The sequence below is a fragment of the Pectobacterium brasiliense genome, from assembly GCF_013449685.1.
GTDB lineage: Bacteria > Pseudomonadota > Gammaproteobacteria > Enterobacterales > Enterobacteriaceae > Pectobacterium > Pectobacterium brasiliense_A.
On sequence record NZ_JACDSF010000013.1, the window covers coordinates 71,169 to 89,777 of the forward strand.

At 53.4% G+C, this 18,609-nt stretch carries 17 protein-coding genes and 1 riboswitch; of the genes, 6 read left to right on the forward strand and 11 right to left on the reverse strand.

What is annotated here, in order from left to right; translation table 11 throughout:
- Positions 1 to 75: 75 nt before the first annotated feature.
- Complete coding sequence (locus tag H0248_RS05675; RefSeq protein ID WP_180785088.1) at positions 76 to 1,209, reverse strand: linear amide C-N hydrolase; 1,134 nt, start codon at positions 1,207 to 1,209, stop codon at positions 76 to 78.
- 522 nt (positions 1,210 to 1,731) lie between these two features.
- On the opposite strand from H0248_RS05675, the gene H0248_RS05680 reads away from it, so the two are divergent.
- Positions 1,732 to 2,505, forward strand: a complete 774-nt coding sequence (locus tag H0248_RS05680) for a DUF3750 domain-containing protein (RefSeq protein WP_180785089.1) — start codon at positions 1,732 to 1,734, stop codon at positions 2,503 to 2,505.
- Between the two features lie 16 nt (positions 2,506 to 2,521).
- Here the strand turns inward: H0248_RS05680 and H0248_RS05685 are convergent, their stop codons facing one another.
- Entirely contained in the window at positions 2,522 to 3,424 is a 903-nt protein-coding gene (locus tag H0248_RS05685; protein ID WP_180785090.1) for a LysR substrate-binding domain-containing protein, read from the reverse strand.
- A 227-nt stretch (positions 3,425 to 3,651) separates the two neighbouring features.
- Here H0248_RS05685 and H0248_RS05690 point away from each other — a divergent pair, with 227 nt between their 5' ends.
- On the forward strand, positions 3,652 to 4,419 hold the full coding sequence (locus H0248_RS05690; protein WP_180785091.1) for a sulfite exporter TauE/SafE family protein: 768 nt from the start codon (positions 3,652 to 3,654) through the stop codon (positions 4,417 to 4,419).
- A 213-nt stretch (positions 4,420 to 4,632) separates the two neighbouring features.
- Positions 4,633 to 5,451, forward strand: coding sequence for a hypothetical protein (locus H0248_RS05695; RefSeq protein ID WP_110162096.1), 819 nt, complete (start codon positions 4,633 to 4,635; stop codon positions 5,449 to 5,451).
- A 183-nt stretch (positions 5,452 to 5,634) separates the two neighbouring features.
- On the opposite strand, the gene H0248_RS05700 is transcribed toward H0248_RS05695, so the two are convergent.
- On the reverse strand, positions 5,635 to 6,564 hold the full coding sequence (locus tag H0248_RS05700; RefSeq protein ID WP_180785092.1) for a GGDEF domain-containing protein: 930 nt from the start codon (positions 6,562 to 6,564) through the stop codon (positions 5,635 to 5,637).
- A 143-nt stretch (positions 6,565 to 6,707) separates the two neighbouring features.
- A complete protein-coding gene (gene ahr / locus H0248_RS05705; RefSeq protein ID WP_180785093.1) occupies positions 6,708 to 7,727 on the reverse strand; it encodes an NADPH-dependent aldehyde reductase Ahr in 1,020 nt (339 codons plus the stop codon).
- 159 nt (positions 7,728 to 7,886) lie between these two features.
- A riboswitch (TPP riboswitch) is annotated at positions 7,887 to 7,983 on the forward strand.
- A 37-nt stretch (positions 7,984 to 8,020) separates the two neighbouring features.
- Here ahr and thiM point away from each other — a divergent pair.
- The 3 genes from thiM (at position 8,021) to psiE (ending at position 10,231) form a co-directional block, all read left to right on the forward strand.
- Positions 8,021 to 8,815 (forward strand): hydroxyethylthiazole kinase, encoded by a 795-nt coding sequence (thiM, locus tag H0248_RS05710; protein ID WP_180785094.1) that lies wholly within the window; start codon positions 8,021 to 8,023, stop codon positions 8,813 to 8,815.
- Positions 8,812 to 9,615 (forward strand): bifunctional hydroxymethylpyrimidine kinase/phosphomethylpyrimidine kinase, encoded by an 804-nt coding sequence (gene thiD, locus H0248_RS05715; RefSeq protein WP_180785095.1) that lies wholly within the window; start codon positions 8,812 to 8,814, stop codon positions 9,613 to 9,615. Before thiM ends, thiD begins: the two co-directional genes overlap by 4 nt.
- 208 nt (positions 9,616 to 9,823) lie before the next feature.
- On the forward strand, positions 9,824 to 10,231 hold the full coding sequence (gene psiE / locus H0248_RS05720) for a phosphate-starvation-inducible protein PsiE (RefSeq protein WP_010279946.1): 408 nt from the start codon (positions 9,824 to 9,826) through the stop codon (positions 10,229 to 10,231).
- Between the two features lie 28 nt (positions 10,232 to 10,259).
- Here the strand turns inward: psiE and yegS are convergent, their stop codons facing one another.
- From yegS to H0248_RS05755, 7 genes are all read right to left on the reverse strand, one after another.
- Complete coding sequence (yegS, locus tag H0248_RS05725) at positions 10,260 to 11,159, reverse strand: lipid kinase YegS (RefSeq protein ID WP_180785096.1); 900 nt, start codon at positions 11,157 to 11,159, stop codon at positions 10,260 to 10,262.
- A 415-nt stretch (positions 11,160 to 11,574) separates the two neighbouring features.
- Positions 11,575 to 12,936 carry a prephenate-dependent tRNA uridine(34) hydroxylase TrhP gene (trhP, locus tag H0248_RS05730; protein WP_180785097.1) on the reverse strand — a complete coding sequence of 454 codons (1,362 nt, stop codon included), beginning with the start codon at positions 12,934 to 12,936 and terminating at the stop codon, positions 11,575 to 11,577.
- Between the two features lie 195 nt (positions 12,937 to 13,131).
- Positions 13,132 to 14,091 carry a glutathione S-transferase family protein gene (locus H0248_RS05735; RefSeq protein ID WP_180785098.1) on the reverse strand — a complete coding sequence of 320 codons (960 nt, stop codon included), beginning with the start codon at positions 14,089 to 14,091 and terminating at the stop codon, positions 13,132 to 13,134.
- A gap of 170 nt (positions 14,092 to 14,261) precedes the next feature.
- On the reverse strand, positions 14,262 to 14,813 hold the full coding sequence (locus H0248_RS05740) for a GNAT family N-acetyltransferase (RefSeq protein ID WP_180785099.1): 552 nt from the start codon (positions 14,811 to 14,813) through the stop codon (positions 14,262 to 14,264).
- 45 nt (positions 14,814 to 14,858) lie between these two features.
- Positions 14,859 to 15,587: a two-component system response regulator BaeR gene (gene baeR, locus H0248_RS05745; protein ID WP_180785100.1), complete on the reverse strand. Its 729-nt coding sequence runs from the start codon at positions 15,585 to 15,587 to the stop codon at positions 14,859 to 14,861.
- Positions 15,588 to 15,612: 25 nt separating this feature from the next.
- A complete protein-coding gene (baeS, locus tag H0248_RS05750; RefSeq protein WP_180785101.1) occupies positions 15,613 to 16,980 on the reverse strand; it encodes a two-component system sensor histidine kinase BaeS in 1,368 nt (455 codons plus the stop codon).
- Positions 16,981 to 16,987: 7 nt separating this feature from the next.
- Positions 16,988 to 18,388 (reverse strand): MFS transporter, encoded by a 1,401-nt coding sequence (locus H0248_RS05755; RefSeq protein ID WP_180785102.1) that lies wholly within the window; start codon positions 18,386 to 18,388, stop codon positions 16,988 to 16,990.
- Positions 18,389 to 18,609 lie beyond the last annotated feature (221 nt).

The window sequence follows — 18,609 nt, forward strand, 5'->3', positions numbered from 1 at the left end:
CGAGAAAGCGCCATAGTTTACTGGCGCTTTAACATCATCGTGGAATAAAAATAATATCGTAAATAATCTTATTATTTATAGCCCAGCGAATTTAAATGGCGTAGCGGATTTAAAGTGCTCAGAAGCCTGACCAGAATAAATGGTGCTTTGGTTTGGCCCTAAATCTAACTTGCTTGCGTTATTTCCACGCGGTGAAAAGTCGATTTTTTTCAAATCAACCCAAAAGATATTAGGCGACACGGCAGACTCAAAAAAGTATTGTAGCGACTTATGGTCTACAACGGTGCGCCAGCGCGTTGAGGCGATATTCGGCATATCTGGCAAGGAATAGCCATAGGGAACCGATGCATTACGTATAATACTGAATGCGGCGGCTAAGTCCGCTTTATCTTTCTCTAGTTTTGTTCTCTCTTTGCCATCTGGACTTGGTTTATTTGGATCAACATTTTTCACATAGAATGAGGCACGAACAAAGCGGTCTGCCGCGCGGTTCGTTCCTGGCAGCATCACATTGCCACCTATCTGATCCCAATAGGCATTCAGCGTCAATTGCTGATCGAAAGTCGGAGAGTTGGTCATCACCTGATAGTCCTTATTATGGTGAATGACCTGCTTGCCATCGATATATTCAATAATTGCGCTGTCACCGGATGAATCGGACAAGGAAAGATGAAGCGTCGCCATTCTCTCTTGCCCCTCTACCTGTTTGGTTACCAGAGTAAATTTTTCCTCTTGCAGCGACTTGACGGCTTCATCGACGGTAGCAAAATTATCCAACACGTATTGCGCCCAACCAGCGACGCTTAAGCCTGGTTTTTGTGCTGTCGGTGCGGTTTTAGGATATTCAGATTCCGCCAGCCAGAGTACGTTAGCCGCCAACCCTTTTTCATTCACGCCATCGGTTGTGGAGGCCATATTTGCATTACTGTCGAAAGCAGAGGCAATGACACTACCGTATTTTGATGTCCACTCTAATGATGGATACTGCCCAGCAGCGCCAGAGCGTTCTAATCCTCGTGGAAAAATCCAGAGATTGGTTTCGGTATCAAATGCCCAGTCCATCGAACGGGCGGTAATGGGGTAATCAGGGTTCTGTACGTCCTTATAAACGAATCGTGTACAGGCGAGTGAAACCGCTGAGCCTAGCATTAATGCTGCTAATGACAGCGCGCATACCGTAGACTTAAGGTGCTTATTATTTCTTATCATTTAATTTCTCCATTTTATTCTCAGAGGGGTAGTTCACTAATATTACCGCTGATTATTTTCTCTAAATAATTCGAGTTGCGTGAAGGCGGCAACCGCATGAATCCCCAGCAGATTACTCAGGTAAGTGACTGGGGTGAATAAGGACAGCCAGCGCACAAGCAGTTTGAAGTATGACGAGTATAGTCAGTGATTTATTTATGTGAGGTTGTGGCTATAAAAATAACAATGCATGCTGATTAGTTTGTTTATTATTCAATGGGAATGTATTTTTTGATGGTCCGTTTATTTTATGTTGATTTTCAATCAAGCTCACGCTGCAACGAACGTTGAGTGAAAACGCCCTGAGGCGTTTGTCGTCGTACCCACACAACGTAAAAATAGGTCAACATTTCACCCAGTGCTTTAACCTTACCGCCAACTGGCAGTAAACTGGCCGCATGATTTTTTGACCGATTTTCACTGTGGGGCTCGCCCGCAGGCGTATCGATTCTGTTCCACCTTTTTCAGTGAGCTATCTGGCCTATGACGTACCTCAAATTCTTGGGGATTGGGTTTATTTGTGTGCTGTTGTTGTCTTTTTGGCAAAGCTGGGCGCAGTCAACGCGTAATGGCGAAACGTTTAATGGGCAAAGCTGGTGGTCTGCCAAACGTGATTCTTCCGGCTTAGCGCCGAACCCTGTGCAATTTAGCCAGACTGCCATCGTGCAGGTTTATGCTGCGCCGACTTATGGCTGGCGCGGGCTGGTGGCGGTACATCCGTGGATCATTTTCAAGAACGCGGGGGAAACGCAATATCGCCGCTATGAAGTCGTGAGCTGGGGGAGCGATAACGTCGTCCGTCTTAACCGTTCGGTGGCGGATGCGTATTGGTATGGCGCGAAACCGAAGCTGCTGGTGGAGCACCGTGGCGACAAGGCCGAAGCCATGATCCCGCAGATTGAGGCTGCGATAAAAAGCTATCCGTGGCCGAATACCTACCACGCCTGGCCGGGGCCGAACAGCAATACGTTTTTGGCGCACATTGGTCGCGAAGTGCCCGTGCTCAAGCTGGATATGCCCGCTAATGCTATTGGCAAAGATTACCGTCCGATCACGCGGCCGGTTGGGCTGTCGCCGTCTGGAAGCGGTGTGCAGATTTCGCTGCTAGGCGTGTTGGGTATCACGATGGGTCTTGAAGAGGGGATCGAGGCCAACATTCTGGGGCTGAACATGGGCGTGGATATGAACCCGCCCGCGCTACGTTTACCCTTTGTTGGTCGTCTCGGCTATGAAAAAATGGGCAGCGAAGAGGGCTGAGGGTAGCGCTTCACCTTTACACGCCGCATTGCCGCAGGTGTGTCAGCAGATTGGCGACTTCGGGTTGCAATGTCGCGCCGGATTTCACGCCCAGCCAGAGCTGACGTGAAGCCCATTCGTCGGTGAGGCTGATGGCGCGTAATCCGGTGCCGAGCACGCCTGGGCGAATCGCGCCCTCCGGCAGGACGCTGATCCCCAGCCCCGCTTCGATCATGCGACAAATGCCGTCAAAGCTGCTGACCTGCACCCGCAGGCGCAGCACTCTCCCCAGTTCATCCGAGGCATCTTTCAGCTGTTTCAGCAACGAACTGCCGTTATTGAGGCCGACATAGTCGTAACCCAGTGTCTCGTTAAAGCTGACTTCTGGCCGCGCGGAAAGCGCGTGCTGGGGCGGCACGAGTACGACAAGCTTATCCTGACGATAAGGAATCTTCTCTACTCCCTGTGAGCCGACATTGTCAGCGAAGATGCCGATATCGGCTTCTCCCATCGCCAGCGCCGTTACTACGGTCTTACTGAGCTTTTCCTCCAGGTTAATACGAACGAGCGGTCGGGCCAGAAGGAATGACGCCAAATCCTGTGGAAGAAACTGAATAATCGCCGAAGTATTTGCCCACATGTGTACGTGGCCGCGCACGCCAACGGCGTAGTCGTTCATTTCACTCGCCATGCGCTCCACGTTGCTTAACACATTGCGCGCGTGATTCACCAATTCCTTGCCTGCCGGGGTTAACGTCAGGCCGCGCGGCATTCGGATGAATAACGCGCAGTCCACGGTACGCTCCAGTTCGGCGATACGTTTGCTCAGGGCAGAAAGCGTAATGTGGAACTTTTCTGCCGCTTTGGTCAGGCTGCCGGTCTGGGCAACTTGTAAAAAGATGCGGAGCGACTGGAGGTCAAAGTGCGTCGGGTTAATCATGGTTTATCGAGCTTCCTCGGTGGTCTGAAAAACACGTCAGTTACCGGTGTGTTGATGCAGAGCAGCGTGTTGTCACTTTTCTTATGGCACGCTTACTCTATCACAGCAGGCGGTTTTCCTATCAGGAAAGGGTCATTGAGTATTCAGGGATTATCAAAAGGCCGCGTTGCTCCTAGGATGGTGTTGTCCTCTCTCTATTTTTGCCCGATGGGTTATCTGGTTGCGTTATGTTTAGCTTAATGATGTTCAGCGATATTTTGTTGTGTTTGCTTTTGGGCGTCGGACTGGGGTTTTGCGGAGGAATGCTAGGGATTGGTGGTGGGCTTATCGCGATTCCGATTCTGGGCGTGCTTTTCGGGATGGATCAGCATATGGCGCAGGGAACCGCGCTGGTGATGATTACACCTAACGTACTGATTGGTTTTCTACGCTATCGCCAGCGCAACCGCATCGATACGCGGGTGGCGTTGACCATGTGTGCGTTTGCTACGGGGTCTGCCTACCTTGCTGCCCACATCGCTTCATCGATTGATGTTCACAACCTTCAGCGTGCCTTTGCCACTTTCCTGCTGGTGCTGGCGGCGTACTACATGTGGCAGTGGTATAACAAAAAACGCAGTCAAACGTCGGAGATTGTACTGTCGAGCAAATACCTGCCGCTGCTTGGCGTGGCGAGCGGGTTTATGTCGGGCATTTTTACCGTCGGTGGCGGGCTGGTCGTTGTGCCCGTTCTGGTTACGTTTTTCGCCTTTGCGCAAACGCAGGCGCAGGGCATGGCGCTGATACTCGTGGTGCCGGGAGCGTTGGCGGCGCTGTTATCTTATTCGCAAGCGGGTAACGTTGACTGGAGTATAGGTTTACCACTGGCGTTGGGAGGAATTGTCAGCGTGTCCTGGGGGGTTGCGGTTGCCCATAAATTACCGGTTGCCTACCTGCGAGCCGCGTTTTGCCTGATGCTGATCGGCGTGGGAGTGACTATGCTGGTGCTGAAATAACGCGGTGAACACGCTGGTTCACTGTTAACACATACTTATTTCTTTAAATAGACAGGTATTCAGCTTAAAGTTTTCAGCGCTTTCTCCGTTGATAAGTAGGAAGTGATGCGGTTAGCGTGAATGATTTCTCAGCGTCCTGACCGCAGTTGGAACGGCCCGAATGAATCAGGGTCGGCATCCTCTCTGAAGCCCAATCTGAATAAGGCGTGATGTATGAGTCTCGTGAGCTATCTAGGAAAGCAAACTCTCGGTGTACTGGCGGGTTATAAGCAGGATGGCGTGGTCATCCATATTTGCGGCGTCTATCCTAATGCGGATAACAGTCTGCGCGTTTTTTTCCCACACGGTCATGAGTTTACCGTTGGCGATCTGGCAACGATTCACCTTGATAACCGCTCCGGGGTTGATGAATTTGATGCCAATATTCAGGTCTATCGTACCTCTTACAAAGGTCGTGTGATAGCAAGCGAAGGCGATTGGGTCGTGCTGGAACCGCGAGAGTGCCAGCTTCTGCACGGTTTCACGCCTGTGTTGGACATCCGTGAACCGGGCTATCAGTTTCCACAAGACAACCGTCCGTCAAAACCGGTGCCTTTGACGCCGATGGTCGATTTCCCACTGACGGAAAAGCAGGATTTCTCCAATAAGGTCGGCGTACTCATTACCATGGCCGCCGAACAGCCGCATACTACGGTGCTGGCGTTTCTGTCGTCCGTGGATAACGATATCTTCCTGATTACGTTCCCTGAGACCTTTAAATCTCAGTTGCTCAAACGTAATCCGCACTGCTTTTTTGCGATGGATGAGCGCAGCCATTATACCTTCGAGCGGGCGATTGAATGGAACTACACCATTATTGAAGGGGAAGCGTTTATTATCGCGCGTGATAATCCGCTGTATGAAAAAGTGCGTCATGAATTCGTCACTAAAAACCCGTGGGAAATTGCCTTCTTCACCCGTCCTGACGTCGAGGTTTACCATATTAAAAGTAAACAACTCGTGTGCCCCGGTAATACCCAGGCGCTTAGCTAAGCTATAAAGAAATAAACGGGATAACGTTATCCCGTTTATATACAAAGCATAGCTTACAGCGACAGAACAATTACCATGCGGCCTGTTATGTTTTCGTTTTTTATTTCAGTGAAAATGGCGTTGATGTTTTTTAGCGGACGGCGCGTCCGTGCGGCCGTGTTGATAGGTATGGCGGGAGGCGATCTACGACGTTTTTTCCTTCGGATCCAGAGCCCATTCCGCTTTACCTTTACCGGTATTTTTAGCCTGGTAAAGCGCGATGTCTACGCGTTTCATAAAGTGTTCGGTGGGTTCCTGCGGCTGTTTTTTACCGGCTCCAATGCTGACAGAAAGGTGGTGCATATTCTTGATAATGATAATGATTTTGTTCGCATTTTTTAGTACTTCTCTTGCCAGTTTCTCTGCCCGATCCTGTGTTCCGGCATACAGAATAATCGCGAACTCTTCGCCTCCGATTCGGGTTGCCACCACCTCACTGTTATCGAAGCGGGAAAGGATATGGCCGAATTTACTTAATACTTCGTCGCCTTTTATGTGTCCATATTTATCGTTGATGACTTTAAAATTATCGATGTCGATAATAAATAAATAGGGTGATTTCGCTTCGAGTTTTTTTAATTCATTAATAAAGAATCGGCGATTAGGGAGTTGTGTTAGTTCATCGCTGAATGACTGTATTTTGGCTTCGACGTACTTATCGTTGATTTTATATATCAGATTGTAGACACCAAACCCGACGCCAAACATACCAATAATTCTCAGCAGATCCTCAACATAATATCCAACCAGCTTGGGCTGATAAATAAACTCATCCATAAGGTCAAACGTGGCTGAACATATCCAGACATGTAGCCCGAGGCGAATGGATAAGGCTGAGGTATGGTTAAGTGAGATTTTACCGGTGCAGGACAAGATAAAAAGAAGAAAAACCAGCGCAACCGAGTCGGTATAAGAACCCGGATTATTATGCAGTTGCTCCTGAAAGTCGCGGTGTTTGAAGAATACGAGGTTGAATATAATGACCAACGTAGACAACAACAGGGCGAGCCTGACAGACGAGGAGGCTTTTTTATTTTTATCAATAAAGTCGTGGTCATACTCTTTAAAAGGCATTGCGGATCTCCTCTTGCATCACCTTTCAATCCTACCATGAAACTCATTTAATACATTCAGCATCGTGGTATCGAGCGGTATAACTCATAGAATGACGTGATGTGCAAAAAGCAGACGCCCGATCGCTCAGGCGTCTTTACCGATTAAAAATCAGCTTTCAGTACAACACGGTAGCGAGCTTTGCCGTCACGTACGTGCTGGATAGCATCGTTGATTTTCGACATCGGGAACAGCTCCGTCTGTGGCTTCACGTTGGCGCGTGCGGCGAGCTTCATCAGAGAACGCAGCTCATGCGGTGAACCGGTAGAAGAGCCGGAAACGCTGCGGTCACCCGCAATAAGCGTGAAGGCTGGAACGCTGAACGGCTTCATTACCGCGCCGACGGTATGGAATTTCCCGTTATAGGCGAGCGCGTTGAAGTAGGGCTGCCATTCCAGATCGACGCTCACGGTGTTGATGATGAGATCGAACTGGCCTGCCAGTGCGGTCAGCGCCTGCGGATCGCGGCTGTTGACGACTTTATCGGCACCCATCGCCAGCACTTCTTGCTCTTTGGCTGGGTTTGAGCTGAATGCCGTGACTTCACAGCCCATCGCGTGCAGAAGTTTAATCGCGATATGTCCCAGGCCGCCGATACCGATCACGCCGACGCGGCTGGTTGCGGTGACATGATGCATTAACAGCGGCTTGAACACGGTGATGCCGCCGCACAGCAACGGACCCGCAGATTCGATATCAATGGAATCAGGAAGCGGGATCGCCCACTGCCAGTTCGCACGAATCTTATCGGCAAAACCGCCTTTATTCAGAATTGTCGGCACGCTGCCTTGCTGGCAGTTGGTTTGGCTACCGCTGATACAGGCATCGCAGTGCCCACAGCTGCGTGCCGTCCAGCCAATACCGACGCGCTGACCCACCTTTAATCCTTTGCTTTTTGCCGCGTCACCTAGCGCGTGTACGCGGCCAATCACTTCATGCCCGGCAACCAGCGGATAGCTCGACATGCCCCATTCGTTATCGATCATCGAGAGATCGGAGTGGCATACGCCGCAGTAATCAACCGTGACTTCTACGTCTTCCGCTTGCAGTTCACCCGCATCAAACTCATACAACTCCAGCGCTGCGCCTGCTTCCGGTGCGGCATAACTCTTTATCATCGTCATCACAATCTCCTCAGTATGGGTTTGATTAACTAGTCTAAAGGGTTATGACGTTTTTCTCTATGTCACAACGTGCCTGTGGTTTTTCATTTTGTATTAGGTGGGGAAGGGAGCTGGCAGCGCTTGCTTTACGTTACTCACTTACTTATGCTCCCAAACGTAGTACATGACTCGGGGTGCCCTTCTTTGTGAAGGCTGAGAAATACCCGTACCACCTGATCTGGATAATGCCAGCGTAGGGAAGTCACGGTATGCCCCACCGGTTGCCGCCTTCTTCCACGCCGGTTGGGAGACTTATGAACACGCGACCCACCGACTTTTCTGCCGCTCAGGCAGCAACATCACTCACTCAATTCCGTTCTGCCTCGCCGCTGGTGCACTGTTTGACCAACGATGTGGTGCAATCTTTTACTGCTAATGTGCTGCTGGCGTTGAATGCATCACCTGCGATGGTGGTCGATCCTGAAGAAGCCGCGCAGTTCAGCGCAGTAGCGGATGCGCTGCTGATTAATGTCGGAACGCTGGAGCGCTCGCGTGCTGAGGCGATGCGGGCGGCGGTAAACAGCGCCCACCAGGCGAATACACCGTGGGTACTCGACCCGGTTGCCGTAGGCGGTTTGACCTTTCGTACTGAATTCTGTCGTGAACTGCTGGCAGGGAAACCTGCGGCGATTCGCGGCAATGCGTCTGAAATTATGGCGTTGGCGGGATTAACGGCACAAGGGCGTGGCGTGGATAGCGCCGATGATTCGCTGGCGGCTCTCCCTGCTGCACGCGAGCTGGCACGGCGGGTGGGGACAATTGTTGCGGTGACCGGCGTGGTGGATTATGTCACGGACGGTGAGCGAGACATCGCGGTATCCGGCGGCGATAGCATGATGACGCGCGTGGTCGGTACGGGCTGTGCGCTATCGGCGGTCGTCGCGGGTTTTTGTGCTCTGGAGGGTGACCGATTATCCCATGTGGCGGCGGCGTGCTATGTCATGGCGTTAGCAGGGCAGCAGGCGGCCTCGATGGCGCAGGGGACGGGGAGTTTTATCCCTCATTTCCTCGATAGACTTTATACCCTGCGCGCGGAGGATCTGGCATGAAGCGTATCAATGCGTTGACGATTGCAGGCACCGATCCGAGCGGTGGTGCGGGTATTCAGGCGGATTTAAAAGCGTTTTCTGCGCTGGGCGCTTACGGCACCTCGGTCATTACCGCGCTGGTGGCGCAAAATACGCGCGGCGTGCAGTCCGTCTACCGGATTGAACCGGATTTTGTCGCAGCACAGCTGGATTCCGTGTTGAGCGATGTGCGTATCGACAGCGCCAAGATTGGGATGCTGGCGCAGACCGATATTGTTGAAACCGTTGCCGAGCGCCTGCGTCGTTACGCGGTGCCTTTTGTGGTGCTGGACACCGTGATGCTGGCGAAAAGTGGCGATCCGCTACTTGCGCCGGAGGCGGTGGAATCGATCCGTCGTGAACTGCTGCCGTTGGTGTCCCTGATTACGCCCAATCTGCCGGAAGCCGCCGCGCTGCTGAATACGTCACCCGCCGCTAACGAACGGGAAATGCGTGAACAGGGGGAAGCGCTGCTGGCGATGGGCTGCCAGGCAGTACTGATGAAAGGCGGTCACCTCAGCGAAGCGGAAAGTCCGGATTGGCTGTTCAGTCGACAGGCTGAACCGCAGCGCTTTAGCTCTCCGCGCGTGAATACACGCCATACGCACGGCACTGGCTGCACGCTGTCTGCTGCGCTGGCCGCGCTGCGACCACGTCATGCTAGCTGGGGGGAAACGGTCAAGGCAGCGAAGGACTATTTACAGCAGGCGCTACAGCAGGCCGACACGCTGGAGGTTGGGCACGGCATCGGCCCTGTTCATCACTTCCATCGCTGGTGGTAAATATGATATGCCCTCAATCCTTCGCACTGCCGGCTTCCTGCCGTTTGACGTATGGCGGGTATAAGTAAATTGACTTGTACTTTGTGTGACACATTTGCCAGTAATTTCAAAGTAAATTAAGCGTCTTCGGCATAGACAGTGCGTGAACCTCCGGTTACTTTGCTGTGAAATCTTGGCGTTAATGTGAAATAGGGTGTGGGGATAACATATGGCAGGTTCTGCTCGCAGTGCGATGGCTGCCAAGGCGCTTCAGACGATACTCAATATCGGCCTGCTAGTGCTGGCGATCATTTTAGTGATTTTTTTAGTCAAGGAAACGTTCCATCTGGCGAAAGTGCTGTTGATCTCCAACGAGAAAGATTCCTCCTATCAACTGATAGAAGGCATTGTGATCTATTTCCTGTATTTTGAGTTTATCGCGCTGATCGTGAAGTATTTCCAGTCCGGCTATCACTTCCCGCTGCGCTACTTTATCTACATCGGCATTACGGCGATCATTCGCCTGATTATTGTCGATCACAAAAGCCCGTCGGATACGCTGGTCTATTCCGCGGCGATCCTGCTGCTGGTGGTAACGCTGTACCTGGCAAACAGTAATCGCCTTAAGCGGGAATAGTAGAAACAGGAATAGTCGAAACGCGCTGCTATTCCAGCAGCGAGCATTGCGGTGGCAGCCGGCAGTGAATCGCTGCTGGAAGCACCTCGATATGGAAGCGTTTGGCGCTGAGCGGCTCGCCGTCCAGATTAAACGTCATATCATCCGGGGTGGTGATCTCCAGCCACGGCAGGGTAGCGGAAATCATGTTCTGGTTTTCGCTGCCGGTGAACCAGGCTTGCAGCATATTCGGCAGCAGCTCGGTTGCCGACAGCACGCTCAGTTCCAGTAGCCCATCGTTGATCAGCGCCTCTGGGCAAAGCTGCTGTCCGCCGCCCGCCTGACGGCCATTCCCCACCGCGATAACCAGCGTATCGCCTGACCAGTGAAAATCTGGCCCACGAATCTCACAGCGTTCGGCTTGCAGCATGTCCATGCGAAAGAGCGCGTGCAGCACGTAAGACGCACTCCCCAGCGCCGCCTTCATCTTGGCCGGTGTTTCGGTGGTAATGCGCGTGGCAAAGCCGCCCGTCGCCATGTTGATGAAATAGTGTTCATCGTTCACCTTGGCGACATCGATGGCGGTAGCGCGGCCTTTGATCGCCAGCGTCAGCGCATTGTGCGTCTCCATCGGAATCTGGCAACTGGTGGCAAAATCGTTGGCGGTACCCAGTGGCACGATTCCCAGACACGGTCGCACCGCTTCCGGTTGCACCGCTAAGGCGGCGGCGACTTCATTGACGGTACCGTCGCCACCGGCGGCGATCACGTTATCCGCGTTGAGCTGAATCGCCTCTTCGACATAGCGTTTGGCATCGCCGTATTCCCAGGTCACGCGCACATCTAGCGTATAGCCGTCCTTGCGTAGCTCATCAATGGCTTCGCGAAGTTCTTCATTACCCGCACTTTTTCCATTTAAAATCAGCAGTGTGATTGGATTTTTTTCCATGATCTATTTCTCCTAAGCAGGATAGTGGAGTTAATAATAGTCACTAAATCGGCAGGTAGAAATCAGAAGAGTCGATGAATGTTTACGGCGAGAAAAGGAGGATGCGGAAGAAAAAGAAAAGCCAGCTCAAGGGAGATTGAGCTGGCCAAGGAGGTGGTTCCTAGTAGTATCACTACGCTTATTTTTCGTTCTATGTTTTCTCAGCGACGCAATACTAACCACAAGACCGGCTAATTGATGTGATCTGTTTCTAATATTCGTTAAAAAACCCTGAGCTTTGTAACGGTACCCTTGGGTGTTTGATGCACTTATTCGTAGCAGGTAAGGTGTGGTGATAGGGGAGCATACCGTAAAGGAAAGAGGGGGCTGACGAACGGGGGAGCCGGATGGCTGGGCATCCGGCGATATTACCGGTTTATTCCACGTTCGGGTTGCGCGTGGTGGTGCCCGGCAGATTGCGCAACAGTAGCGCATAATCCAGCGAGACATCATCCGGCACGGGCAGATAGACGATATGGCCGTTACCCGGTGCGACATCGGTCGGCTGCCCTTTGGCATTCTGCATCGTGTCGAGGGTGAATTGAATATTGCCGTTCGGCGTCATCATCTCCACGCTGTCGCCGCAGGAAAATTTGTTCTTCACATTGACTTCTGCCAGCCCATCGCGGCGCACGCCGGTGAATTCACCAACAAACTGCTGACGGTCGGAAACGGAATAGCCGTAGTCGTAGTTCTGGTAATCTTCATGCACGTGGCGACGCAGGAAGCCTTCGGTATAGCCACGGTGTGCCAGACCTTCCAGCGTTTCCAGCAGCGTTGAATCGAACGGTTTACCGGCTACTGCGTCGTCAATGGCGCGACGATAAACCTGTGCGGTACGAGCGCAATAATAGAATGACTTGGTGCGGCCTTCGATTTTCAGCGAATGAACCTGCATTTGCGTCAGGCGTTCAACGTGCTGAATGGCACGCAGATCGCGGGAGTTCATGATGTAGGTGCCGTGCTCATCTTCAAAGGCGCTCATGTACTCGCCGGGACGCATGTTTTCTTCCAGCATAAAGACTTTGTCGGTCGGTTCGCCGATGCCCAGCACGGGTTCAACGTTTTTCACCGCGATAGGCTCGTGCTGATGGACGATATTCCCGACCTCGTCCTCTTTGCCTTCCTGAACCTTATATTCCCAGCGGCAGGCGTTGGTGCAGGTGCCCTGATTCGGATCACGTTTGTTGATGTAGCCGGACAGCAGGCAGCGACCGGAATACGCCATGCACAGCGCGCCGTGAACGAAAATCTCCAGTTCCATATCCGGGACGTTCTGGCGGATTTCTGCAATCTCTTCCAGCGACAGTTCGCGGGACAGAATCACACGCGTTAGCCCCATTTGCTGCCAGAATTTCACCGTCGCCCAGTTGACCGCGTTGGCCTGAACGGAAAGGTGAATATCCATCTGTGGGAAGTTTTCCCGCACCAGCATGATCAGGCCCGGATCGGACATGATCAGCGCATCGGGCCCCATTTCGATCACGGGTTGCAGGTCACGCAGGAAGGTTTTCAGTTTGGCATTGTGCGGTGCGATGTTAACGACGACGTAGAATTTCTTGCCCAGTTCATGCGCTTCGTTAATGGCTTGTGCCAGCGTCTGATGGTTGAATTCGTTATTGCGCACGCGCAGGCTGTAGCGGGGTTGACCGGCATAAATCGCGTCCGCGCCATAGGCAAAGGCGTAGCGCATATTTTTCAGCGTACCGGCCGGAGAAAGCAGTTCCGGTTTAAACATGGTATCTCTCGATTCTGATCACAAGTCAGGCTGCTCCACGGCGGGGGCAGTAAAGGCGGAGGATTCTAGCGCTAATAGGGGGAAATTACAGTAGACGACACACGAAATGTGGGGCCCTTGTTTGATGTAAATCAATTTTTTGACCTAAATAAAAGAATGGCCTGCCATTAATAGAGCAGGCCGGATAAAGCAGGATTAACGCGTCGCGATACGGGATTTTCCGAACGTTTCGCGGTTGTGGAGCTGATATAAATCGACCTGTGGGCCAACCGGCACAATCTGCGTCGGGTTCAGCCAGGCAATACCGTAATAGCCTGCTTTGATGTGGTCGATATTGACCGTCTCCGCGACGCCCGGCCACTGGTACAGTTCGCGCAGGTAGTTCGACAGGTTCGGGTAGTCGGCAATGCGCTTCAGGTTACATTTGAACGCGCCGTGGTAGGCCACGTCAAAACGTACCAGCGTGACAAACAGGCGCCAGTCGGCCTCGGTCAGCGTGTCGCCCAGCATATAGCGATGGCTGCCAAGATGCTCGTCCAGTTCGTCCAGTGTGGTGAAGAGCGTGGTGACGGCATCGTTATAGTGTTCCTGCGTTTTGGCGAACCCAGTTTTATACACGCCGTTGTTGACGTTGTGGTACACGGTTTCGTTCCAGCGGTCGATCTCGCTGCGCCGTTCTGACGGGTAGAAATCGAGCCGATTGCCGGTCAGATCGTTAAATTCGCTGTTCAGCATGCGGATAATGTCCGCCGATTCGTTATTTACGATGCGGCCTTCCATCCGATCCCACAGCACAGGCACTGACACCTTTCCGGTATAGTCGGGCACGCTGGCGGTGTAGAGCTGGTGCAGGTAGTGAATCTCACCCACGTGCTCGCCGGCATCCTGTGGCGTGGCAAATTCCCAGCCGTTATCCGCGATGCGCGGGTTGGCAACGGAGAGCGAAATGATATTCTCCAGCCCTTTCAGCTTGCGGAAAATCAGCGTGCGCGATGCCCACGGGCAGAGGTAGGAGACAAAAAGCTGATAACGACCGGCTTCTGGCACCAGCTCGGTTTGCCGAAATTTGGTCTCTTCGCGGTGGAACGCCCCGTTTTTGATCTCTTCCGCCGCGACATCGCCATTAACCCATTTGCCATTCACTAAGCCTGACATCGTTTTTCCCCTTATCTGTTCTGTTGCAGGTGACCCAAGTCCCGCACGCCGTGCGGGGTGATACCCGTTATTATTGTAGGCTTAAAAGAGTAACAGCCTTGGGAAAAGAGAAAATGACAAAATTTTCATTAAGTCAGACAGTATTTTTGACCAGACTGAGAAGGGGTTGGCTAACGTTTAGCCGCTAGCAGGCCGTAGAGCGCAGAGTCGGACACCTCGCCGTCGACGATCCAACGCTGTTTCAATAGCCCTTCCTGCGTGAATCCCAGTCGTTCCAGCGAGCGGGCTGACGCCACATTACGGGGATCGATTTCGGCTTCCAGTCGGCTAAGTCCTGCCGTTTCAAAGGCAAAATCCCGCAGCGTAGAGAGCGCTTCCGCCATATAGCCTTTGCCTTGCGCGCTCGCCGCCAGACAGTAGCCGATTTCGGCGCGTTTAGACTCAATCTCAAGGTTGAACAGCACGCAGGTGCCGATCAGCTCGCCGCTTTCTTTAACTTCCAGACCCAGCTTCATATGCTGCCCGGCGCACTGCGCGCTCCAGTATTCGTCAATTGCGTCGTGCGCCTGCTCGATGCGCTGCCAGGGAGGATGGTTCCAAAAGCGCATCACAACCGGATCGGACATAAAGGCGAACAGCGCTGGCGCATCATCACGATAAAGCGGGCGCAGCAGCAGGCGAGGCGTCTCGATTTTGGTGGTTTCGGAAAATAGCGCAGTCATTATCGTGAAAGCCTCTTTTTCGTGTGCATCATAAGGCGCTGGGCGTTACACCTCATTACAAGGCGCGGCTTCCCAGCGATAGCCGATGCCGTATACCGTGCGGATAAATGAGGTCTCTTCGTCCAACTGTTCCAGCTTGCGACGCAGATTTTTGATGTGGCTATCAATGGTGCGGTCGGTCACGACGCGGTAATCGTCGTAGAGCTTATCCAGCAGCGCCTCGCGGGAAAACACCTTACCCGGCTCGGCGGAGAGTGTCTTGAGCAGGCGAAACTCTGCTGGCGTGAGATCGAGATTCTGCCCCAGATAGCTGGCCTGAAAGCCGCTTTTATCGATCAAGAGAGCGGTTTCGGTTTTCTCGACGGCTTTCAGCCCGTCATTCTGCCAGCCGCAGCGGCGCAACAGCGTTCTGACGCGCACGACCACTTCGCGCGGGCTGAAGGGCTTACAAATATAGTCATCGGCCCCAATTTCCAGCCCCAGCAGGCGATCGATCTCTTCGCTGCGGGCGGTGACCATGATAATCGGTACGTTGGAAAACTGGCGGATGGTGCGGCAGAGCGTCAGGCCGTCGCAGCCCGGCAGCATTAAATCCAGCAAAATGAGGGAAGGGGAATGCTGCCGCACCCACTCGACGACATCATTGCCGTTGGGCAGCCAGTGCGTGGCATAGTCCGCTGCCTGAAGGTAATCCACCAGCAGTTGCCCCAATTTGGGCTCATCTTCGACGATCAGAATCGGTGATGCCATAGTGAAATCGGGTGCGGTTGTCATAGTTCTGCTTATTTAGGTGTGAATCTTAATCAGGTTCGTGCAAGGGAAGCTCAATGGTAATCATCACGCCCCCTAATGGCGAATGTTCAGCATACAGCCGTCCGCTATGTGCCTCAACGATATTATTGCAGATCGCCAGCCCCAGTCCTGCGCCGCCGCTGGCGCGGTTACGCGAACTTTCCGCACGGTAAAAACGTTCGAAAATCATCGTGAGCTGCTCGTCGGTCACGCCGGGGGCGCTGTCCTGCCAGATAATCGCCCAGCGTTTATGCTGCTGAATAACCGCAATGGTCAACTGCCCCTGCTCATCAGTGTAGCGCAGGCTGTTTTCCAGCAAATTGTTAAACAGCTGACTTAGCCGGTCTGGATCGCCAAAGACGCTCGCCTGCGCGGGTAAATCGGTGGTGAGCGTAATCTGCTTTTTCTGGAAACGTTCATGAAACGTGGCGATAGCAATATGCAGAATTTGCACCACGTCTACAGGCGCTTTGCGGTAGGCCAGCGCCCCACGATCGGACAGGGTGAGCTGATGCAGGTCGTCCACCAGTTTGGTGAGCGTCGTGACCTCAGACTGGAGCGAGTGCAGAGAATGCGAGTCGGGCTTGCGCACGCCATCCTGCAAGGCTTCCAGCTCGCCACGCAGCACCGCCAGCGGCGTGCGCAATTCGTGGGAGACATCGGCCATAAACGCGCGGCGGGACTGTTCGTTTTTTTCCAGCGTGTTGGCAAGCTGATTGAAATCCTGTCCCAGCCTGCCCAGTTCATCGTGCGAGCTGGCGGTTACACGGGTGCTGAAATCGCCCGAGGCCAAACTGTGCATGCCGCTGACCAGCCGCTTGACGGGCGCCAGCAGGCCACGCGCGGTCAGCCAGGTGGCGATGGCGGCGAGCAGCGTCGAGAGCGCGACAATCAGCCAACTGGTGCGCTGCTGCTGCCTGTCGAAGCTGATGTCAGCGTTGCGGGTCAGGCGCTCGACGGGCGAAGCAACAACCCAGCCGACCGTCTGGTTTTGTACCTGAATCGGCTGCCAGGTGCCTTCATTCGGGATGGGTGCCGGAGAGCCGAACAGCTTGCGTTTGCCGGTATCCAGCACCCAGAGGCGTACCCGCAGCCCCTGCATGCTGTTGTCGGTGTCGTTATTCTGGTCCAGCGAGTGCAACATCTTGAATACCAGACGCTCATCGTTGCGCAGGAATGACCAGTCGCCGTGTAACTGATATTGCTCCGCCAGCGCATCACGTAGCTGCATGACCCGCTGCTCGTTGCCGCGTTTAATGTAGTCGATAAAGCCGCGCTCGAAGCTGGCGCGCACGCCCCAGTGCATAGTAATCAGCACCAGCATGCAGGTGGCGAAAATTGCGAGGAACAGTTTGGCGGTGATTCCGAATTTCATGACGACCTCACGATTTACGCGGCAGCGTTGACTGCTTGACGCTGTCCGTCGGAACGCGGTTAAAAATCAACACGGGCAGGGCGATGATGACGATCATACTGAGATAGGTATAAATAAACACCCTATGCGTTTCTCCGCTTCCCGCCGCCATGTGTGGCTGGGAAAACATGCCCAGCAGAATGCCTGCGATACTGACGCCGAGGCTGGTGGACAGCTGCATGGTCATTGACAGCAGGCTATTCCCGCCGCTGGCGAGCGTATCCGGCAGATCCTTCAGGGTTAGCGTGTTCATGGTGGAGAAGCGAACGGCGTTCACCGTGCCGAGGAAGAACAGCACAATCGGGATCATCCAGATCCATTTCATCAGCGCGACCAGAGCGAACAGCGCCGTGACCAGCGCCAGCAGCAGCGTGGAGATAATCAGCACGCGGCGGTAGCCGAGTCGGTTAACGATCTGCACCACGATCCGCTTCATTCCCATGCTGCCTAGTACCATCGGCACCATCATCAGCCCCGCATGGAACGGAGAAAAGCCCATTCCTAACTGTAAAAACAACGGCGTCATAAACGGCAACATACCGCTGCCGATACGCGCCAATAGCCCACCGCTCAGGCCGATAGAGAAGGTTTGCGTGTCGAATAGATGCAGATTAAACAGTGCCCGCTTGTTGTGACGGGCGTGCAGCCAATAGCTTAGCAACGCGATCAGCCCGACGGCGATTAACGCAAAAATGGCAAGCGGCGGCATGCCCAGACTGCGGTTGCCGTCCAGCGCCAATGTCAGCGTGGCCATACCGACAGCAAGCCAGAGGAAGCCGCTGATGTCAAAGCGCTGCGTCTGCATGGTGTAATTGGGCATCAGGAACCAGGTGGCCAGCGCACCGACAATGCCAACGGGTAGATTGATGAGGAAGATCCAGTGCCAACTGGTGTATTCCACCAGAAAACCGCCGAGTGCCGGTCCCATTAACGGACCGATTTGGCCGGGCAGCGTTACGAAGGTCATCGCTGCCATATACTGATCGCGCGGGACAATTTTCATCACCGTCAGCCGGCCGACCGGCACCATCATCGCACCGCCGATCCCCTGAATAACGCGCGAGGCCAGCAGCTCATTCAGCGTTTCCGACTGGGCGCACAGCAGCGACCCCAGCGTAAACAGCAGAATCGCGGTGAAAAAGATATTCTTCACGCCGATGCGATCGGCCAGCCAGCCGCTGGCGGGCAGCATCACCGCCACGGTCAGCACATAGGAAACAATCACCGAATGCATATGCAGCGGGCTTTCATTCAGACTCGCGGCCATCGAAGGCAGCGCGGTATTCACGATGGTGGTATCCAGCGTCTGCATAAAGAAGCCAAAGGCAACAATCCAGAGCTGCCAGTGGACAGAGGCGGAATTCATCATGTTTCAGATTCCCCCTGATTAAGTGATAAATGGACAACTGGTGAATACATATGCCGACACCCGATTGTGTAACTTGTTCTTTTGGCGAGGTTTCGTGCGCTTAACATTTGTTTTTCTCTGCATGTTTTCCGTATGCGCACGACACAGGGGCGCTCAGTCGCCGCCGCCCTGTGAACCCAGGCTGTTTGGCGGGAAATGATGCCGCTTCGCGATTCCTTCGT